Raw genomic sequence first — 15,288 nt, forward strand, 5'->3', positions numbered from 1 at the left:
ATCTAATTCTTTTTGTTTTTTCAGTTTTCTTTCCTCAATACCAAATTACTCTTATATATCTGTTTACTGTTTACAAATTCTACAACTCAAAGCAATAACCATAGATAAAAGCGTAAACAACACGCCAACTACCGTAAACCTGACTGGCATTTTACTGGAAGGATAACTCCATCTGCCGGGCTTCCTCCTCAGTAACCGGATGCCAGTCATTTTCATTTTTTAAGTCTTTTGCGTCTCGTTTACAGTTTTCGTTTACACATACCCACGAACGCTGTGTACCGTAATCCTTGAATCTTGTCATCGTCCCCTGTTTCCAACCCACAATGCTTGTATTCATGATTTCACAGATGCGGTCTGTCTCCGCCTTCTTCGGCTTTACATAAGGATTGTCCAGTGCCTCTTTAAAAAGCATCAATGAACAGACTTTTCTGTCTTCATGTTCATCCAGCCATGCCTGTATCATTCCGGCTTCCGTATCATCCGCCATGAACTCCTGCCGCAGTTTATCAAGCTGTGTTTCTGTTTCCTTTGAAAACGCCAGTTTAAAATTCCCATTACGGTACAACATCATTGCTTCCGCCCACACCTGATCAATATACTGTCTGGATTCCTTCTCATTTTCGAGGATATGAACCTCCATCTCTGCCCGGTTCGTCTGAACCGGAACGAATCTTCGATTTCCGGTACGGTCAAACGGCAGGAATCGCTTAATATTGGATGTTCCTCCAAATACACATTGTCTCGGACGATCAAGAGCATATACTGCATAAGAATCCCGATAAGTCTCTTTCTGCCTGCTCAGAAAGCTCTTTGTTTCCTCAATACTCTTGGAACGTGCCGTTGCAACCATTTCAGACATTTCAATCATCCAGTGACCGCGAAGCTGACAATAAACTTTTTCTGAATCCAGCTTGCCAATGTCATCAGTGAACCAGTCATCCTTTACTGCCATGAAACGAAAAAATGTAGATTTTCCCACGCCCTGACCCCCGACCAGACAGAGCATATATTCAAACTTAATTCCGGGGCGGAACGCACGGGCAATAGCTCCCAGCAAAAACATTTTCATACTTTCATAGGTCAACTCATCCACAGGTGCACCAAGAAAATGATGCAGCACATAGCGGATACGTTCCTGCCCATCCCATTGCAGACTGTTCAAATAATCCCGGACAGGGTGATATTTGTTCCGATCTGCCTGATGGACAATACTTTTCTGCACAATCTTATCCATCGTCAAACCGTAAGTCTCTTCCAAATAAAGCATAATATAGTTCAAATCCATATCTGTGAATGCCGGGCTTATCCGTTCCCACCACACGGGTTTTACAATGTCTGTCTGCTCAGTCAAAATATTGTGCCGGAATACATCTTTTAACAGAGGATCATGTTCTAAAATTAGCTTACAGTTATGCCGATTGTTTTTCACAGCACCCTTCTGTGTCATTTCCAGTTGTTCTCTGATTTCCTCTACTGTCAACTCCGTTTCCATTATATCCATTACTTCGCACAATTCCTGTCGTGTCTGTGGTGATAAAATCTGAAATTCTCTGTTCAATCGCTGTCACCTCCTTCCCATGAGCCACCACTACGGCAACTCGTTCTTCTAATGTGCCTGATAATAATGTATCCAACAGGTACTCTGTTTCTGATATTTTTTCCAATGCCTCCATAAACAGCGGATGCCAGACATCTTCCACCTGTTTCGGAGCACACTCTTCTTTCCACTGTTTCAACAAATGCAGGTAATCTGCCAGTGCACGGAAATATCTATTTTCTGCCTGCAGATACCTCTGTTCCTGTGTTAGCTGTCGTTTGATTTGTTTTCTCTGTGGCGGGCTGTGCCCCATGTTCTCATAATGTATAGAAAAATCTCTTGCCAATTTCTCTGCCGCCTCTTTTGGTTTTAAATTGTACAAGTGTGCCGTAAAATCAATCACATCCCCATCTGCCTGACATCCGAAACAATGAAAACGCCTGTCCACTTTCATGCTTGGATTCTTGTCACGGTGAAATGGACAGACCGCCATTCCATTCTTGTTTACCCGTATTCCATAGCTTTCTGCAGCCTGCCAGGTAGTCACAGACTGTTTAACTGCTTCAAATATATTCATCCTTTTCCTCTTTTCTTTACATCACAACTCCATATCGTTCCTTCCCAATTTAGTTCTTCCTTCGTGTTCCCATCGCTCTCGGTTCTCCTGTTCCGCAGTAATTTTTGCTTTTGCCAGCCTATCCAGAATGGAACTTCTGGCTTTTTTCTTAATCTGTTCGGTATTCACCTTTTTGACTTCCGGTTTTATCAGCGTGGTCTGGATTGTTTTAACTGCTGTCTGCATAGCTTTTGTAATTTTGGTAATTACTCCGTCCAATCGACTTACAGCATAAGTTCTTTCTTTTTGGGAAGCCTTGCGCTCAGGGGAAAGCACCCACGCCTTTGACTGTTCTACCAGACGAATGTCTTCTTTATGGGTTTCCACTCTGACCTCATCCGTCACAACCTCCACAGCTTTGTCGTAAGCAATATCTGAAACTTCATCGATCAAAGCTTCTACTTCTTCAATTTTCAGAGTAAGTGTATCCAGTATTTCTGTCTGGTTTTTCATCTGTTCCTTTTGCTTAAACAGGATATAATCCTGCTTTTCAAGATAATCTCGCCCTCCATAAGACGGTTCTTCTTCCAGATGCAACTTGGTAGTGTGACAGATGCATGGATTGAGGAACGCCATAAGACGGTTCTTCTTCCAGATGCAACCCGTATTTTCGAGTTATATCAAAAAGCATTGTCCGGCAAATAGCATCAAAAGTCTGCTTTCGATTATTATTGCGGCCTTTAGGTTTATCCGGTTTTGGAAGTGCAATCCCTAATTCTTCCAGTGCTTTTTCCTGCTGGGGACAGATTTCCCCGTACTTATTCTCACAATCAAAAACATGACGTTCATGAATGTGCGGCGTTCCTTCGTCCAAATGCAGTGCCCAGTCCAGAATATGGACATGAGAACCGAACCGATTTGTGAACTGCTTTGTAAAGTCCTGTACGACCGCAAGTAATATTTCATAGGAAACAGATTCTTCTACTGTTCCTATTTGAAAAATAGTTTCCTCTGGACAGGTTTTATTGTTCTTTAGTAAATCTTCCACAGATCGGTTACGCTCTGTATGACGGGTTCTTGCATTTCTTTCATTCTGCGCTTCTATATATTTTCCATAATGTTCCTGATAAAAAGTACATTCAATTTTCTCAAAACTGATATCCTGAGAATCTTCTTCCCTGTTCTGCATTGTGGTATAGCCACGGTAACAGTCCCAGTAAATATTTTCTCTGACTCTTCCAGCATCAATATGTTCACTGTTTTCCAAGTCGAAACGGCGATCATTATGCCTGGGATTATAAGTGCCATTTTTCCCGGAGCGTCCATTGTGTCTTGTTGCTTTCAATAATTTTCTTGCCCTCCTTTTTCACGTTTTTCCAAATTAAATAAGGCAGCGAAGCTGCAAACCTGCGTGAATTTGCGTCAGGTAATACCCAGTACGAGTAGACGCACGCATCAACTCACTGGGCAATGGCTGCCGCCCTTAACCTGCACAAAAGACTTCGCTCTCCGCTCTGCTCCAGATTTAGTTACTATTCTCTGGCACCCTTCCATTCCCCTTTGCCATCCATTCGAAAAAAGCAATTTTACTAACCTTAATTAATCTGCCGCTTCGAAATGCCGGAAAACCGGGTGTATGAACCAGTTCATAAGCCGTTACTCTGGAAATCCCCATAATCCGCTGAATATCAGCCACATCCAGTACAAGAGGCAGTTCATCATAATTGTTTAATCTCTTATTTTCACTCATGTTGTTCCTCCATTTTTGATCTCATTTTTTAGCTTCTCATTGCCGTTTTATCTTTCCTGTTTCCTGAGTCATACTGCTGTCAAGGCATACAACACGTCATCCATTCGGATGCGCTCACTTCTTTTATCGAAGGTCATGGCGGTTTATCTCAGGTTAGACGGTCATAAAGTTGTCAAAGTACACTGCATAGTACGAAATTACCATGCAATCGTATCTTATCAATCTCATCTTGACTTTTCAATACTTTCGCGATACCATAAATGTAACTAATATTATATTTTTTAAAATTACCATACTAAACAGGAGCAAATAGAAATGGCTTATCAATTTATAAGGCAAGAACCTTGCTACGACCACATCCTCTTCGTTCTGGCATTGGATAGAGACAAAATGAAGGAGCGAATTTTAATCGGAACGGAACAGCAAATCCGTTTTCGACTGGACGGAAATAAAGATAACGATGTCATATATGATATAACACGTCCTCTAGGACGTTTTCTGATAGATTTTGAATATGATAAAGAAAAGAACTGGAATATATATGGACTTGCTCCCCTACGTGATGCATTGCACACTAACCGTTGGAAACAGCCTGCACTGGAACAGACTGCTGGTGATTTTCTGGCAAAAAAATATCTCACCGGTGATCCGGTGAGAATGTATGCTACATTCCGTATTTGGAATGAATATCTTGTTACAAGGGAATATCGTGACCGTAATACTGCCTGTGATCGTTTTATAGAAAAAATCCAAATTTTGACTCAGGCATTCCAAACAGAAAATGTCATGAATTTTAATTCTGATACCGGAAAACCAGAACGTTTTCATACTGGCAGTCTTTATTTCCGCAACACTCCTGCTGAAATCACTCGACTTGAACTTTGGTTTCCGGATAATAGGCGCAGAACAGAATGCGTAGCTGCCTACAGCTCTTTTTATCCGCTTATCACTTATTACTTGAATCGGCTGAATGACTGGGGCCTTTGTTTCCGTCAGTGCAAAGTCTGTGGAAAATATTTTCTGGCAAAAAACCAGCGTTATGAACTATGCAGTGATAAGTGCCGTAAAGCACAGGCACTTCAAAATAAAAGGGAATTTGATGAACGAGCCAGAGAAAATAACTATGATTTGCTTTATAAAAATGAATGCCAGAATTGGCGTAATAAAATCAATAAATCCAAAAAAACTGCTGATTTTCCGATTGAACGTCTGGAAGAAATGAAAACTGCGTTTGACCTTTTTAAGAAAGAAGCTCTGCGGCGTAAGAAAGCTGTAAAGGCAGGAACAACCAAGCCAACGGAATTCACGGACTGGCTGTATCAGCAGAGCAATATTATCTTGAAACTCAGCGAAATCTGAATCCATCCCTGTAAAGGAAAGGCAGCGAATTTACTCGCTGCCTGCCCTCTCATTAAACTTGTATCCTACACCCCAGACGGTTTGAATATATACCGGGTTGCCCGGATCATCTTCTATCTTCTCACGAATATGGCTGATATGACTCATGACAATATTGTAATCGCCAGAATAGGCTTCTTTCCAGACTACATCATAAATCTGCTCCTTACTAAATACCCTTCCTGGATTTTGTGCTAATAACTGCAGGATTTCAAACTCAGTGTAAGTTAATTCTATTTTTCTATTATCACGAACAACTTCCCTCCGTTTCAAATCAATCGCTATACCCTTATGCCTTATTTTCGATTGAAGTTGTATTTCCTGAAAAAGGAATTTTTCTCTGCCGGAATCTAACACGGAAATAACAGAATTTACCAACTCTTCCTCATCTCCCTCGAATGATACCAGCAATATTTTTCCCACTTAATCATCCTCGTTTCATTTAGCACTAACTTAATGCTTCGCCTCTGAATTATATTCCGCAAATGTTTCCGTTTCCGGATTAAATTCAGTAAATAATTCCTGCATTCTATTTTTGCTTACTTTTTGAAAGCTGCTAATCTTTCCACTTTTGTCTCTCGTTACTTCAATGTACATAGTGCCGTTGCTGTTAGAAAAGATTCCCCTTCCCTCATCATATAAATCTGCTATAATCTTACCATTATAAACCCAGTTTCCTTGAGCATCACAGGATACTCCATAATCAGCATACTCCTGTGGAACAGCAATATTAAGACCTTTTCCCTCTTCACTGCTATATTCGCCCATGTCATCAGCCGCTATGTTCTCACTTCCTCCTTCTTCAAAAACAGATCCTTTCATTTCATCTGCAGTTACAGCTTCTCCGCCGGAACTTTCAACCAATGCCGCCGGTTCTGACCAAAAATCATCTGATAACGGTTCTGCCTTTACGTCTGTGATGGTGCCATAGTTTTCCCTTTGCACTTCAACTCGAAGCGTACCTCCACGTTTGGAACTTATTGTATAAGTACCCGGCTTAAACTCATCCCGGAAATATCCAATGGTCTTTCCATCATACATCAGAAATCCTGTTTCTTTCTGGTAAGTTATTCCCGCTTTTGCATATTCAGAAAGCTGTTCTTCGCTGAATACATTTTCATTACTGTCTTTATTTTCGGTGACCGTTTCTGCTTCCTGCTTCGCATATTCTATATTTTCCGGAGAATATGCCATTGTAATTCCCACTGCATCATCAGATGATTTCGACAACTTCATCCCATCTTTTATTTTTTGAAGATTATCCTCATAAAGTGCAATCGTCTCATCTACCTTTTCCTGTGTCCATACAAACCATCCGTCGCCGCCTGTATAAGCTTTTTCACCAATCATAGACTGCAGAACTTCTTTTTCCTCGTCCAGCCATTTCGCATACTCTTCTGCTGTCCACCATTCCACATCCGAACTTGAAAGTGGTTCATCTTCCCGGATATTCACTTCGTTTAAAGCAACTGTTGTTTCACCGTTTTCCTGCGCTGTCTCTGTATTTTTCTCCAAGGATGATGCGGAAGTTGCAAATCCACCTGTCACGCCAATTACCAATACTGCACTTATCATTACTGCAAACTTAGATGTCTTCTTTATCTTCATAATTGCTCTTATCCTTTCTTCAATCGCATTTTTACTGAAACTGTTACATAATGGTGTCAGTCCGCTCTTTTTTTCTTCCATAGATATTAAAGCAGTTGCATATACCGACTTTATATCCATTCCAAATCTGCGGACTACGGTTTCGTCACAGGATAATTCCAAATCTCTGTTAAAAAGAATATACATTACCCACACAAGCGGATTAAACCAATGAATGCATACTGCAGCAATCATTATCAGCTTTGTAAGCATATCAAGCCGTCTGATATGCACATATTCATGTTCCAACACATAACGAAGCTGATAAATATTTTTCCATTCTGTATTTTTTGGCATTAAAATAACTGGGCGAATCACACCATAAGAAAGTGGTGCAGCTATGGTTTCTGTCTGCCGGATGGATAGACTCCTTTTTAGTGGATGTTTTTCCTTCCATGCTTCCAAAATATCATTTTCAACAGGCAGCGAAAATCGAAATTCCCGATAGCATTTTATATAGGAAACCGCAAAAAATCCAAAACAAAGTAACAGACCTGCCAGCCATATTACACTCAAAATCGAAATGGATTCTGTTCTCTGTACCATAGCCTCTGATAATCCATTTGCTATCTCAGGCATATTCCCATGAATGGGTAAAAATGTTGTCGTTTGCGCCGTTCTCACTGGGTTTATATCAGAATAAATACTCTGCAACAGAGAATAAATACTTGTGACTGATTTTATGGAAAATGGAACTAATAACCGTATTAATGCAATCCACCATAAAATCAAAAATGTTTTCTTCGGTAATCTGTTGATAAGCACAGCCCTTAATACCACAATAAGTAAAATAATAACCGTTCCCAGAAAACTCATTTGCAGCAGGCTCATATACATCACCTCATTCCAATTCACTGACGATCTGCTTCAGGTTCTTAATCTGCTCCATAGAAAGTTTTTTTCTGCCAAGAAGTGCCGCAAACAACTTGTCAACAGATCCATCATATATCTTATCAATAAGTTCATCTGTTTCCAGATCCTGTACCTGTTCTTTTGCTATAAGCGCATGGCACATAAATCCCGGTTCCGTTCGTTCAATCGCGCCTTTATTGATACACCGCTTAATCAATGTATACGTTGTGTTTTTATTCCAGCCGACTTCTCTGTTTAAAGTATCTGCAACATATTTCGCTGGCACGTCACCATCCTTCCACAGAACATCCATTACCTTTAATTCCGAATCAAAAAGTTTGATATTTTCCTCTGTCACTTGTTTCGCCTCCTATAAGACTACAGTAGTCTGTTCTTGTTTTCAGACTACCACAGTCTTATAGCATTGTCAATCATTTTCTGTCGCTAGGAAAAGAAAAACAGCCAGCCTTTCGGCTGACTGCTCCATACTAAATATAAACCATTTCATTCAGTACAATTTCTTCTGCTCTGTTTCTAATATTATTACACCGTTGTACCCAAAGCATAGCATCTTTCCGCTTCAATTCCTCCGTCACTCCCTCAGCCGCTTTCATCTGATCAACAATACACGTAAACCGTTCCTCCGCTTGTTCGTCCAAATCCTCCAGATAGCTCCAAAGTTTTCCGGTCAGCAGTAAACTGGAATATCTACCGTAGCACTGCTCTTTCAGATACTCCCTATGCATCTGTCCGTACTTACCGATAGGTCGGTTTTCCTCCGGTAACTTCAAATCCGGGATGTAATAGTCCCCGACAAGCACATATTCGATGCCATTCTCTGTAATTCTTGGTTTCAGTTCCTTCATGGTTCGTTCCTCCTTGATTTTGTTTAATATATTGCCCAAACGAACCGTTCTATTTTGTTACTTCTATATGTACCGTACTCTTACTGATCCCGAACTTCTTCGCCGCCTGCCTCACCGTCGCCTTTGTTTCCACAATATATCCTGCGATCTCAACTGCACGTTCCTCAATATAATCTTTCACTGCCAAGCCCCCGAAGACGCTTTTTTACAGTGTATGCAAAAGATTTGAAAGGTATGTACCCTGTCACTCTGCTGTCTGAAACTCCTTCCGAAAAACCACCGCAGACCCGACAATAAATGCACAGCAGATCACCCACGGGTTGCTGCTGTAAAAATAGCATCTCCATTCCGTTCCGGTTTCTCAGCAAATCCCCCCACGCAATACCGGATAGACAGTCAAAAAAATATCTGCCCGGTATTGAAATTTCCATATAAATATATATTATTTGTATTATTTTTGTGTATGCACTGCTTTAGACTTCCTGTAAAGCACAAGACAGACGATCACAAATGCCACCGTAACCACAGCAGTCAGCGGAAGAACCATAGACGACTCTGCCCCCATCAGAAGCCCGAATCCCTGTCTCAGTGTCAGAATTCCAAAAATGGAAAAAATAAAAAACGCAACCGTATTGAGAATTCCTTCCGGAGCCTTGCTTTTCAGAAGATAACCAATCAGAAGACCAATCACGTCTGCCGCAAAAAGTCCCAGTGAACAGGCCAGCCATACAACAACTGCTGCACTTAAACCTTCGTTTGCTCCAAATGTGATGGCAGTAAGCTGTGTCTTATCACCAAGCTCTGCAACAAAAAATGTACAGAATACAGACAACGGCGCAAACTTAATTTTCCGGTTCTTTACATTCTCTTCCTCATCATCGTCTCCCTTAAGCGTTGTTGCCGCAAAAAACAGGAACGCCGCACCGGCAATCAGACGGATCAGCCACGTAGGAACTACCGTACTGACAAGGCCTCCGGCAAGAACCGCCAGTCCGTTCAGCACCAGGATCGCAACACCGGTTCCAAGCAGAATATCCTTCAGCTTGAACTTGGAAGTCATTGCAACCAGCATCAGCTGTGTTTTGTCACCCATTTCCGCAATAAACTGGGTAAAAAGCACTTTCATAAATAACAGCATCTTTCTTCTCCTTTGCATATGTGTCCGGTCCGGAGCCAAAAAAAAAGACCCACGTATACTTTATCTCCACAACAGAAATAAAATATACATGAGTCTCATTCTTTAAGATTTGCCAGGTGCACGCACCAGTATGTTGACAAACCACGTTTACACGCGAATTACTCCCTCACGGAATTGATTTTCGTCATTGTAGCAAAGTTGAGAAACTTTGTCAAGAGAGATCGTGACTAGGGACTTTCTTGATTCGGTTAAAACTTTGCAGCCATCTCCTTCAGGCCCTGATACATTTTTTCGGAAAGAGGAATCGAAACACCAAGTCGCTTCGCCTCCTGCACAATATATCCGCTGAACGTCTCAAGTTCTGTCTGTTTTCTGCGAATACGGAAATCTCTCTGAAGTGAACTGGTTGCATTATCTGCATGTACATGGCGGAATTTATGGATCACTTCATTGATATGCTCATCTGTCAGCGCAACCCCTTTTTCACGGCCCACACTTGCAGCTTCCCATACAAGAGTCTCGTACTGCTGTGCCTTCACCGGATCACTCCGCAACTCCCCGATAGTATTATCATAAAAAGCAGTCATCACATTAAACGCACAGTTCAGAATATACTTCCGCCAGATCTCCACCTCAATATCACCCTGGTCTTTATAATCAATATCCGCACCTTTCAGAATTGCGGACACCTCTGCCACTTTTTCCTGCTGTTTTTTATCTGCATCCTTAATTCCGATACAGAGCCAGGTAAAAGTATCCTGCTGAGAAACAGAAAAATCCGCATTGGAAAAAGCTACCGTATAAATCAGCGAATCCACCACCGTTCCCTTTCCAATCAGTCGGCGGATTTTTTCTCCCGGATCTACACCATTCATTACTGGAATAATTACCGTATCCTCTGTAACCATATCCCGGATACTCTCGCAGACATCTTCCAGAGAATAATTTTTCACACAAATAAAAATATAATCCTGCTGTCCCATTTCCCGGACTGGAACTACCCGTTCCGGTCTTGCAACAATTTCTCCTTTATAATCACTGTGAAGCACCAGTCCATTTTTCCGGATACTTTCCCCTCTGGCTCCACGGGCCACCATCGTCACATGAGGATAAGCCTTCGCCAGCATTGCCGCTATATATCCACCTACACCACCGATACCGATTACTGCAATTTTTTTATCTTCTGCCTTCATGTCTGTTTCCCTCTTTCTGTCCGTCTCCGTTAAAAATCCTCTGTATTTTACGCCAGACGAACCTGTCTTCCATCCGCCAGTTATGCATAACTGTATTTTACCAGACAACTTAGAAAATTTCTATCCTGCCTTTCTTTAAAAGGCTTTCTGGTGTATACTGGATATAAATTTCTGAAATAATAAATAAACAAATGAGGTGACAGATAATGGACACAAAACCCGTTTTTCACGGAAGTGATATAGAAAAAATCTGCAGTTACTACAATCTGAAAAAAGAAGATATCGTCAAATTTGGTGCAAATGTGAATCCTCTGGGTTTATCCCCCAGAGCCAGCCAGGCCATTGCCAGCCATATAGAACTGCTTTCTTCCTACCCGGACAGAGATTATACATCTCTTCGTAATACCATTTCCCGCTACTGCAATATTCCGGCTGATTTTATCCTTCCGGGAAACGGCTCCAGTGAACTGATCTCTCTTCTGATCCAGGAACGCTCTCCGAAGCATACCCTTATTCTTGGACCTACCTATTCTGAATACTCCAGAGAACTTTCTTTTTCCGGAAGCACACAGGAATACTATCACCTTCAGGAAAGTATGGATTTTGAACCGGACATTCCGGATCTCTGCCGAAAACTGGAGCAGGGTTATGATTTTCTCATTCTCTGTAACCCCAACAACCCCACTTCTTCTGCCATCTCAAAGAAGGACCTCCGGGATCTGATCCATTTCTGTGAAGAAAAAGATATCTTTGTCATGATTGATGAAACCTACGTGGAATTTGCACCGGACATCAGTGCCATCACTGCAGTTCCTCTGACACAGGAATTCACCAATCTCATGGTTCTCCGTGGTGTCTCAAAGTTCTTCGCGGCTCCCGGAATGCGCCTGGGCTACGGCATCACCGGAAACAAAAAATTCCTGGAGAAAATGCGTGAAAAACAGACTCCTTGGTCTCTCAACAGCATTGGCGCTTTTGCCGGCGAGATTATGCTCCAGGACGAAGAATATATCCAGCAGACACGCCAGCTCATTCTTTCCGAACGTGACAGAATGATTGATGAGCTGAAAGGTATCAGCACCTACAAAGTTTATCCCGCTTACGCAAACTTTATCCTGCTGAAAATCCAGAAAGACGGCCTGACCTCTTACGATGTATTCGAGGCCTGTATCCGCCAGGGCCTGATGATTCGTGACTGTTCTTCTTTCCAGTGTCTGGAGGGAGAATTTGTACGTTTTTGCATTATGATGCCGGAAGATAACTCCCGCCTTGTAAACGTACTGAAATCTCTGTAAAAACCATAATGTTGAGATTCTACCCCGGATATGCTATACTTCACAGGTACTGTTAACACTATGTAAATTTTGTAAAACAAAAATAACAAATTTTTGAAACAAATATGTTATACTTCGTCAGGTATTGATTTATAATAACCTGAAAGAATAGATAATATAAAACGGGAGGATCTGTAATGATATTTGGAATAAAACAAATCATAAAAATGCTTTTCCAGCAGCTGATTCTTCCGGTTGTTTATAACGCCTGTACTGCAAAACCTGTCATACCCGGAACTGTAATCCTGGCGGATGCACATCACGACGAAATTCCGTTCAGTATGCTCGCCATAAAAGAAGAACTTTCCAGGCATCCGGAGCTTCAGGTTACAGAAATGTACTGGAATAATAACGAATCTTCTCCTGTGAAGATTTTCCGGAATATGCTTTCTTTCATGAAAAAATACGCCACAACGGAAACCGTTATCATCTGTGACAATTTTCTGCCTGCCGCATCCTGCAAAAAACGCAGCGAAACACAGGTCATACAGCTCTGGCATGCATGTGGCGCATTCAAAAAATTCGGCTATGACACGGAGGAAGATATCCCTTCCTATTATGTTGGCAATGTAATGGCAAACTGCAGTCTGGTAACTGTCAGTTCCGATATCTGCATAAAACCTTTTGCCAGTGCCATGAAGCTTCCAGAAACCAGTGTTCTTCCAGTTGGTGTCAGCCGGACAGATATGTATTTTAATGAAACCTTCAATCAGAAATGTCGGGATAACTTTTTCAGCCAGTACCCGGATGCCCGGAACAAAAAGATCGTTCTCTGGGCTCCGACTTTTCGTGGAAAACCTGGGGTTGCCAGTGTTTATGGACTGGATGATGTTCTGAAAGCTCAGGAAGAACTGAAAGATACACATTATTTCATTATTAAACTGCATCCTCATACACAGGTACACACAGAAGGAACCAATTGTGACATTCCTTCCGAAGAACTGCTTCCGGTTGCTGATATTGTCATTACCGATTATTCTTCCATTCTCTTTGACGCCATGATTTATCAGCTTCCACTGGTTCTCTTTGCCCCGGATCTGGAAGAATATCTGGCCAGCAGAGGTTTTTATCTGGATTACCGCACACTTCCAGGTATCCATATTCAAAAAGAAGAACAGCTTGTAAAAGTTCTTTCTGACGAGGCACGCCTTAATTCTTCCGTTAATCAGAAATACCACGATTTCTTTCAGGACTACATGGCCGCCTGCGATGGACATGCAACCCGGCGTATTATGAATTATGTTTCAAAATCTCCAAATAAATAAGAGGTAATATATATGGCTAATAATATTTTTGGAATTATCCTGGCTGGTGGCCAGGGAACACGAATGGGCAACGCAGAACGCCCGAAACAGTTTATGGAAATCGGCAAAAAGCCAATCATTATCCACACAATAGAAAAATTTGCCATTCATTCTGCCTTCGATAAAGTAATCGTTCTTTCACCAAGAGCATGGATCTCACACACCAGGGATCTGATCCGGAAATATATCCCGAGATCATCCAACGTTGTTGTTGTACAGGGCGGTTCCACAAGAAACGAAACCATCATGAATGGAATCCGCTATATTGAAGAAAATTTCGGCCTTGATGACAATACCATTATTGTCACCCATGACTCTGTCCGTCCTTTTGTCTCCCATCGCATGATTGAAGAAAATATCCGTGCAGCCCAGGAATGTGGCGCCTGTGACACCGTAATCCCGGCAACGGATACCATTGTGGAAAGCGCAGGCCATCAGTTTATCAGTTCCATTCCGGACCGTTCCACTATGTATCAGGGCCAGACACCGCAGTCTTTCCGGGCAAAAAAACTCCGCGACATTTATGAAAGCCTTACTGCAGCAGAAAAACAGATTCTCACAGACGCATGCAAAATTCTCGTTCTCAAAGGTGAAAAAGTCCAGCTGGTAGAAGGTGATGTTACCAACATCAAAATCACATATCCTTCTGATATCCGTCTGGCTGAAGCTCTAATGGAGGGAAAATAAATGTTAACTTCTGTCTATCGCCTGGTCAGGCCCCGTCAGTTTGAACTGGTTTTTAAGGATATCACCCTTGATACCTCCCATGTGATTGTTCATCCTGTCCGCCTGTCTATCTGCAATGCAGATCAACGCTATTATCAGGGGCTTCGTGCGGAAAACATTCTCCGCAAAAAGCTTCCCATGGCTCTGATTCATGAAGCAGTAGGCCGGGTGGTTTATGATCCGTCCGGTCAGTTCCAGGAGGGGACTCTTGTGATCATGATTCCCAATACCCCTTCCGAAACCGATGAGGTCATTGCGGAGAATTATCTGCGGAGCAGCCAGTTCCGTGCCAGTGGCTTTGATGGCTTTATGCAGGAATATGTCAGTATGAAACCGGATCGTCTTGTACCGCTCCCGGAAGATATCAATCTTTCTGTGGCTGCTTTTACAGAAATCGTCAGTGTCAGCTACCATGCCATCCGGAGATTTCTCCGTTTTTCACATACACGCAGAAATGTAATTGGCGTATGGGGCGATGGCAATCTCGGTTACATCACTTCACTTCTTCTGAAAATCATACTGCCGGAAAGCAGAATCTGTGTGTTTGGCGTCAATGAATACAAACTTCATGATTTTTCTTTTGCAGATGATGTATTCCTGATTTCCGAGATTCCGGATGACTTTTATCTGGACCACGCATTCGAATGTGTAGGCGGCGCTGCTTCATCCAAAGCCATCAATCAGATCATTGACCATATTAATCCGGAGGGAACCATTTCCATCATGGGCGTGTCCGAGGACCTTGCCCCGCTTAACACAAGAATGATCCTGGAAAAAGGTCTTCGTCTTTTCGGAAGCAGCCGAAGCGGCCGGAAAGATTTTCTTGGTCTTATTAACCTGTATAAAGAAAATCCGGATGTGGTAAACCAGCTGGAAAAAATCGTAGGAGCCGAAATCCACGTAAAAAATATTCAGGACATCATCCGTGCTTTCGAAATCGATATTCATAAGATCATGGGAAAAACAATTATGATTTGGGAGAATTAA

16 protein-coding genes and 1 pseudogene are annotated in these 15,288 nt (G+C 42.0%); 5 read left to right on the forward strand and 12 right to left on the reverse strand.

All coding sequences use genetic code 11. The features are described from left to right. Positions 1-151: 151 nt before the first annotated feature. The 5 genes from GPK88_RS03175 to GPK88_RS03190 form a co-directional block, all read right to left on the reverse strand. On the reverse strand, positions 152-1,501 hold the full coding sequence (locus GPK88_RS03175; RefSeq protein WP_118137596.1) for a virulence-associated E family protein: 1,350 nt from the start codon (positions 1,499-1,501) through the stop codon (positions 152-154). Further along, the gene (locus GPK88_RS03180) at positions 1,410-2,114 is read right to left on the reverse strand and encodes a CHC2 zinc finger domain-containing protein (protein ID WP_118137594.1); all 705 of its coding nucleotides are present in this window, start codon (positions 2,112-2,114) and stop codon (positions 1,410-1,412) included. The genes GPK88_RS03175 and GPK88_RS03180 overlap by 92 nt, the downstream gene beginning before the upstream one ends. A 21-nt stretch (positions 2,115-2,135) precedes the next feature. Further along, positions 2,136-2,606 (reverse strand): hypothetical protein, encoded by a 471-nt coding sequence (locus GPK88_RS19700; RefSeq protein WP_330626534.1) that lies wholly within the window; start codon positions 2,604-2,606, stop codon positions 2,136-2,138. A 37-nt stretch (positions 2,607-2,643) separates the two neighbouring features. Beyond that, the gene (locus GPK88_RS19735) at positions 2,644-3,438 is read right to left on the reverse strand and encodes a plasmid recombination protein (protein ID WP_330626535.1); all 795 of its coding nucleotides are present in this window, start codon (positions 3,436-3,438) and stop codon (positions 2,644-2,646) included. A 180-nt stretch (positions 3,439-3,618) separates the two neighbouring features. Continuing rightward, entirely contained in the window at positions 3,619-3,843 is a 225-nt protein-coding gene (locus tag GPK88_RS03190; protein ID WP_008707138.1) for a helix-turn-helix domain-containing protein, read from the reverse strand. 315 nt (positions 3,844-4,158) lie between these two features. On the opposite strand from GPK88_RS03190, the gene GPK88_RS03195 reads away from it, so the two are divergent. Next, a complete protein-coding gene (locus GPK88_RS03195; protein WP_118137592.1) occupies positions 4,159-5,202 on the forward strand; it encodes a DUF6076 domain-containing protein in 1,044 nt (347 codons plus the stop codon). Between the two features lie 30 nt (positions 5,203-5,232). Here the strand turns inward: GPK88_RS03195 and GPK88_RS03200 are convergent, their stop codons facing one another. From GPK88_RS03200 to GPK88_RS03230, 7 genes and pseudogenes are all read right to left on the reverse strand, one after another. Then, on the reverse strand, positions 5,233-5,664 hold the full coding sequence (locus GPK88_RS03200) for a winged helix-turn-helix domain-containing protein (RefSeq protein ID WP_022388636.1): 432 nt from the start codon (positions 5,662-5,664) through the stop codon (positions 5,233-5,235). Between the two features lie 30 nt (positions 5,665-5,694). Continuing rightward, a complete protein-coding gene (locus GPK88_RS03205) occupies positions 5,695-7,725 on the reverse strand; it encodes a M56 family metallopeptidase (RefSeq protein WP_330609579.1) in 2,031 nt (676 codons plus the stop codon). Positions 7,726-7,729: 4 nt separating this feature from the next. Then, entirely contained in the window at positions 7,730-8,098 is a 369-nt protein-coding gene (locus GPK88_RS03210; protein WP_008707144.1) for a BlaI/MecI/CopY family transcriptional regulator, read from the reverse strand. A gap of 130 nt (positions 8,099-8,228) precedes the next feature. Continuing rightward, entirely contained in the window at positions 8,229-8,606 is a 378-nt protein-coding gene (locus GPK88_RS03215; RefSeq protein ID WP_015541713.1) for a TnpV protein, read from the reverse strand. 52 nt (positions 8,607-8,658) lie between these two features. After that, positions 8,659-8,787: pseudogene (locus tag GPK88_RS03220) on the reverse strand (sporulation transcriptional regulator SpoIIID); the annotation flags it as partial. A 270-nt stretch (positions 8,788-9,057) separates the two neighbouring features. Next, the gene (locus GPK88_RS03225; RefSeq protein ID WP_215707519.1) at positions 9,058-9,744 is read right to left on the reverse strand and encodes a TMEM165/GDT1 family protein; all 687 of its coding nucleotides are present in this window, start codon (positions 9,742-9,744) and stop codon (positions 9,058-9,060) included. Between the two features lie 248 nt (positions 9,745-9,992). Beyond that, positions 9,993-10,937 (reverse strand): ketopantoate reductase family protein, encoded by a 945-nt coding sequence (locus GPK88_RS03230; protein ID WP_215707520.1) that lies wholly within the window; start codon positions 10,935-10,937, stop codon positions 9,993-9,995. A 206-nt stretch (positions 10,938-11,143) separates the two neighbouring features. Here GPK88_RS03230 and GPK88_RS03235 point away from each other — a divergent pair, with 206 nt between their 5' ends. The 4 genes from GPK88_RS03235 to GPK88_RS03250 all read left to right on the forward strand — a co-directional run bounded on the left by GPK88_RS03235 (position 11,144) and on the right by GPK88_RS03250 (position 15,288). Further along, complete coding sequence (locus GPK88_RS03235; RefSeq protein ID WP_148445484.1) at positions 11,144-12,232, forward strand: pyridoxal phosphate-dependent aminotransferase; 1,089 nt, start codon at positions 11,144-11,146, stop codon at positions 12,230-12,232. Between the two features lie 176 nt (positions 12,233-12,408). Continuing rightward, positions 12,409-13,536: a CDP-glycerol glycerophosphotransferase family protein gene (locus tag GPK88_RS03240; RefSeq protein WP_148445486.1), complete on the forward strand. Its 1,128-nt coding sequence runs from the start codon at positions 12,409-12,411 to the stop codon at positions 13,534-13,536. Positions 13,537-13,548: 12 nt separating this feature from the next. Continuing rightward, entirely contained in the window at positions 13,549-14,262 is a 714-nt protein-coding gene (locus GPK88_RS03245) for an IspD/TarI family cytidylyltransferase (RefSeq protein WP_173771252.1), read from the forward strand. After that, on the forward strand, positions 14,263-15,288 hold the full coding sequence (locus GPK88_RS03250) for an alcohol dehydrogenase catalytic domain-containing protein (protein ID WP_215707521.1): 1,026 nt from the start codon (positions 14,263-14,265) through the stop codon (positions 15,286-15,288).

It is taken from the genome of Blautia sp. MCC269 (assembly GCF_018785655.1).
Taxonomy (GTDB): Bacteria; Bacillota; Clostridia; order Lachnospirales; family Lachnospiraceae; genus Blautia_A.

What these genes read in the sequence shown, in the direction of transcription:
- GPK88_RS03175 (WP_118137596.1), bottom strand. Translation starts at nt 1,501, where the DNA reads ATGGATATAATGGAAACGGAGTTGACAGTAGAGGAAATCAGAGAACAA.
- GPK88_RS03180 (WP_118137594.1), bottom strand. Translation starts at nt 2,114, where the DNA reads ATGAATATATTTGAAGCAGTTAAACAGTCTGTGACTACCTGGCAGGCT.
- GPK88_RS19700 (WP_330626534.1), bottom strand. Translation starts at nt 2,606, where the DNA reads ATGAAAAACCAGACAGAAATACTGGATACACTTACTCTGAAAATTGAA.
- GPK88_RS03190 (WP_008707138.1), bottom strand. Translation starts at nt 3,843, where the DNA reads ATGAGTGAAAATAAGAGATTAAACAATTATGATGAACTGCCTCTTGTA.
- GPK88_RS03195 (WP_118137592.1), top strand. Translation starts at nt 4,159, where the DNA reads ATGGCTTATCAATTTATAAGGCAAGAACCTTGCTACGACCACATCCTC.
- GPK88_RS03205 (WP_330609579.1), bottom strand. Translation starts at nt 7,725, where the DNA reads ATGTATATGAGCCTGCTGCAAATGAGTTTTCTGGGAACGGTTATTATT.
- GPK88_RS03215 (WP_015541713.1), bottom strand. Translation starts at nt 8,606, where the DNA reads ATGAAGGAACTGAAACCAAGAATTACAGAGAATGGCATCGAATATGTG.
- GPK88_RS03225 (WP_215707519.1), bottom strand. Translation starts at nt 9,744, where the DNA reads ATGCTGTTATTTATGAAAGTGCTTTTTACCCAGTTTATTGCGGAAATG.
- GPK88_RS03230 (WP_215707520.1), bottom strand. Translation starts at nt 10,937, where the DNA reads ATGAAGGCAGAAGATAAAAAAATTGCAGTAATCGGTATCGGTGGTGTA.
- GPK88_RS03235 (WP_148445484.1), top strand. Translation starts at nt 11,144, where the DNA reads ATGGACACAAAACCCGTTTTTCACGGAAGTGATATAGAAAAAATCTGC.
- GPK88_RS03240 (WP_148445486.1), top strand. Translation starts at nt 12,409, where the DNA reads ATGATATTTGGAATAAAACAAATCATAAAAATGCTTTTCCAGCAGCTG.
- GPK88_RS03245 (WP_173771252.1), top strand. Translation starts at nt 13,549, where the DNA reads ATGGCTAATAATATTTTTGGAATTATCCTGGCTGGTGGCCAGGGAACA.
- GPK88_RS03250 (WP_215707521.1), top strand. Translation starts at nt 14,263, where the DNA reads ATGTTAACTTCTGTCTATCGCCTGGTCAGGCCCCGTCAGTTTGAACTG.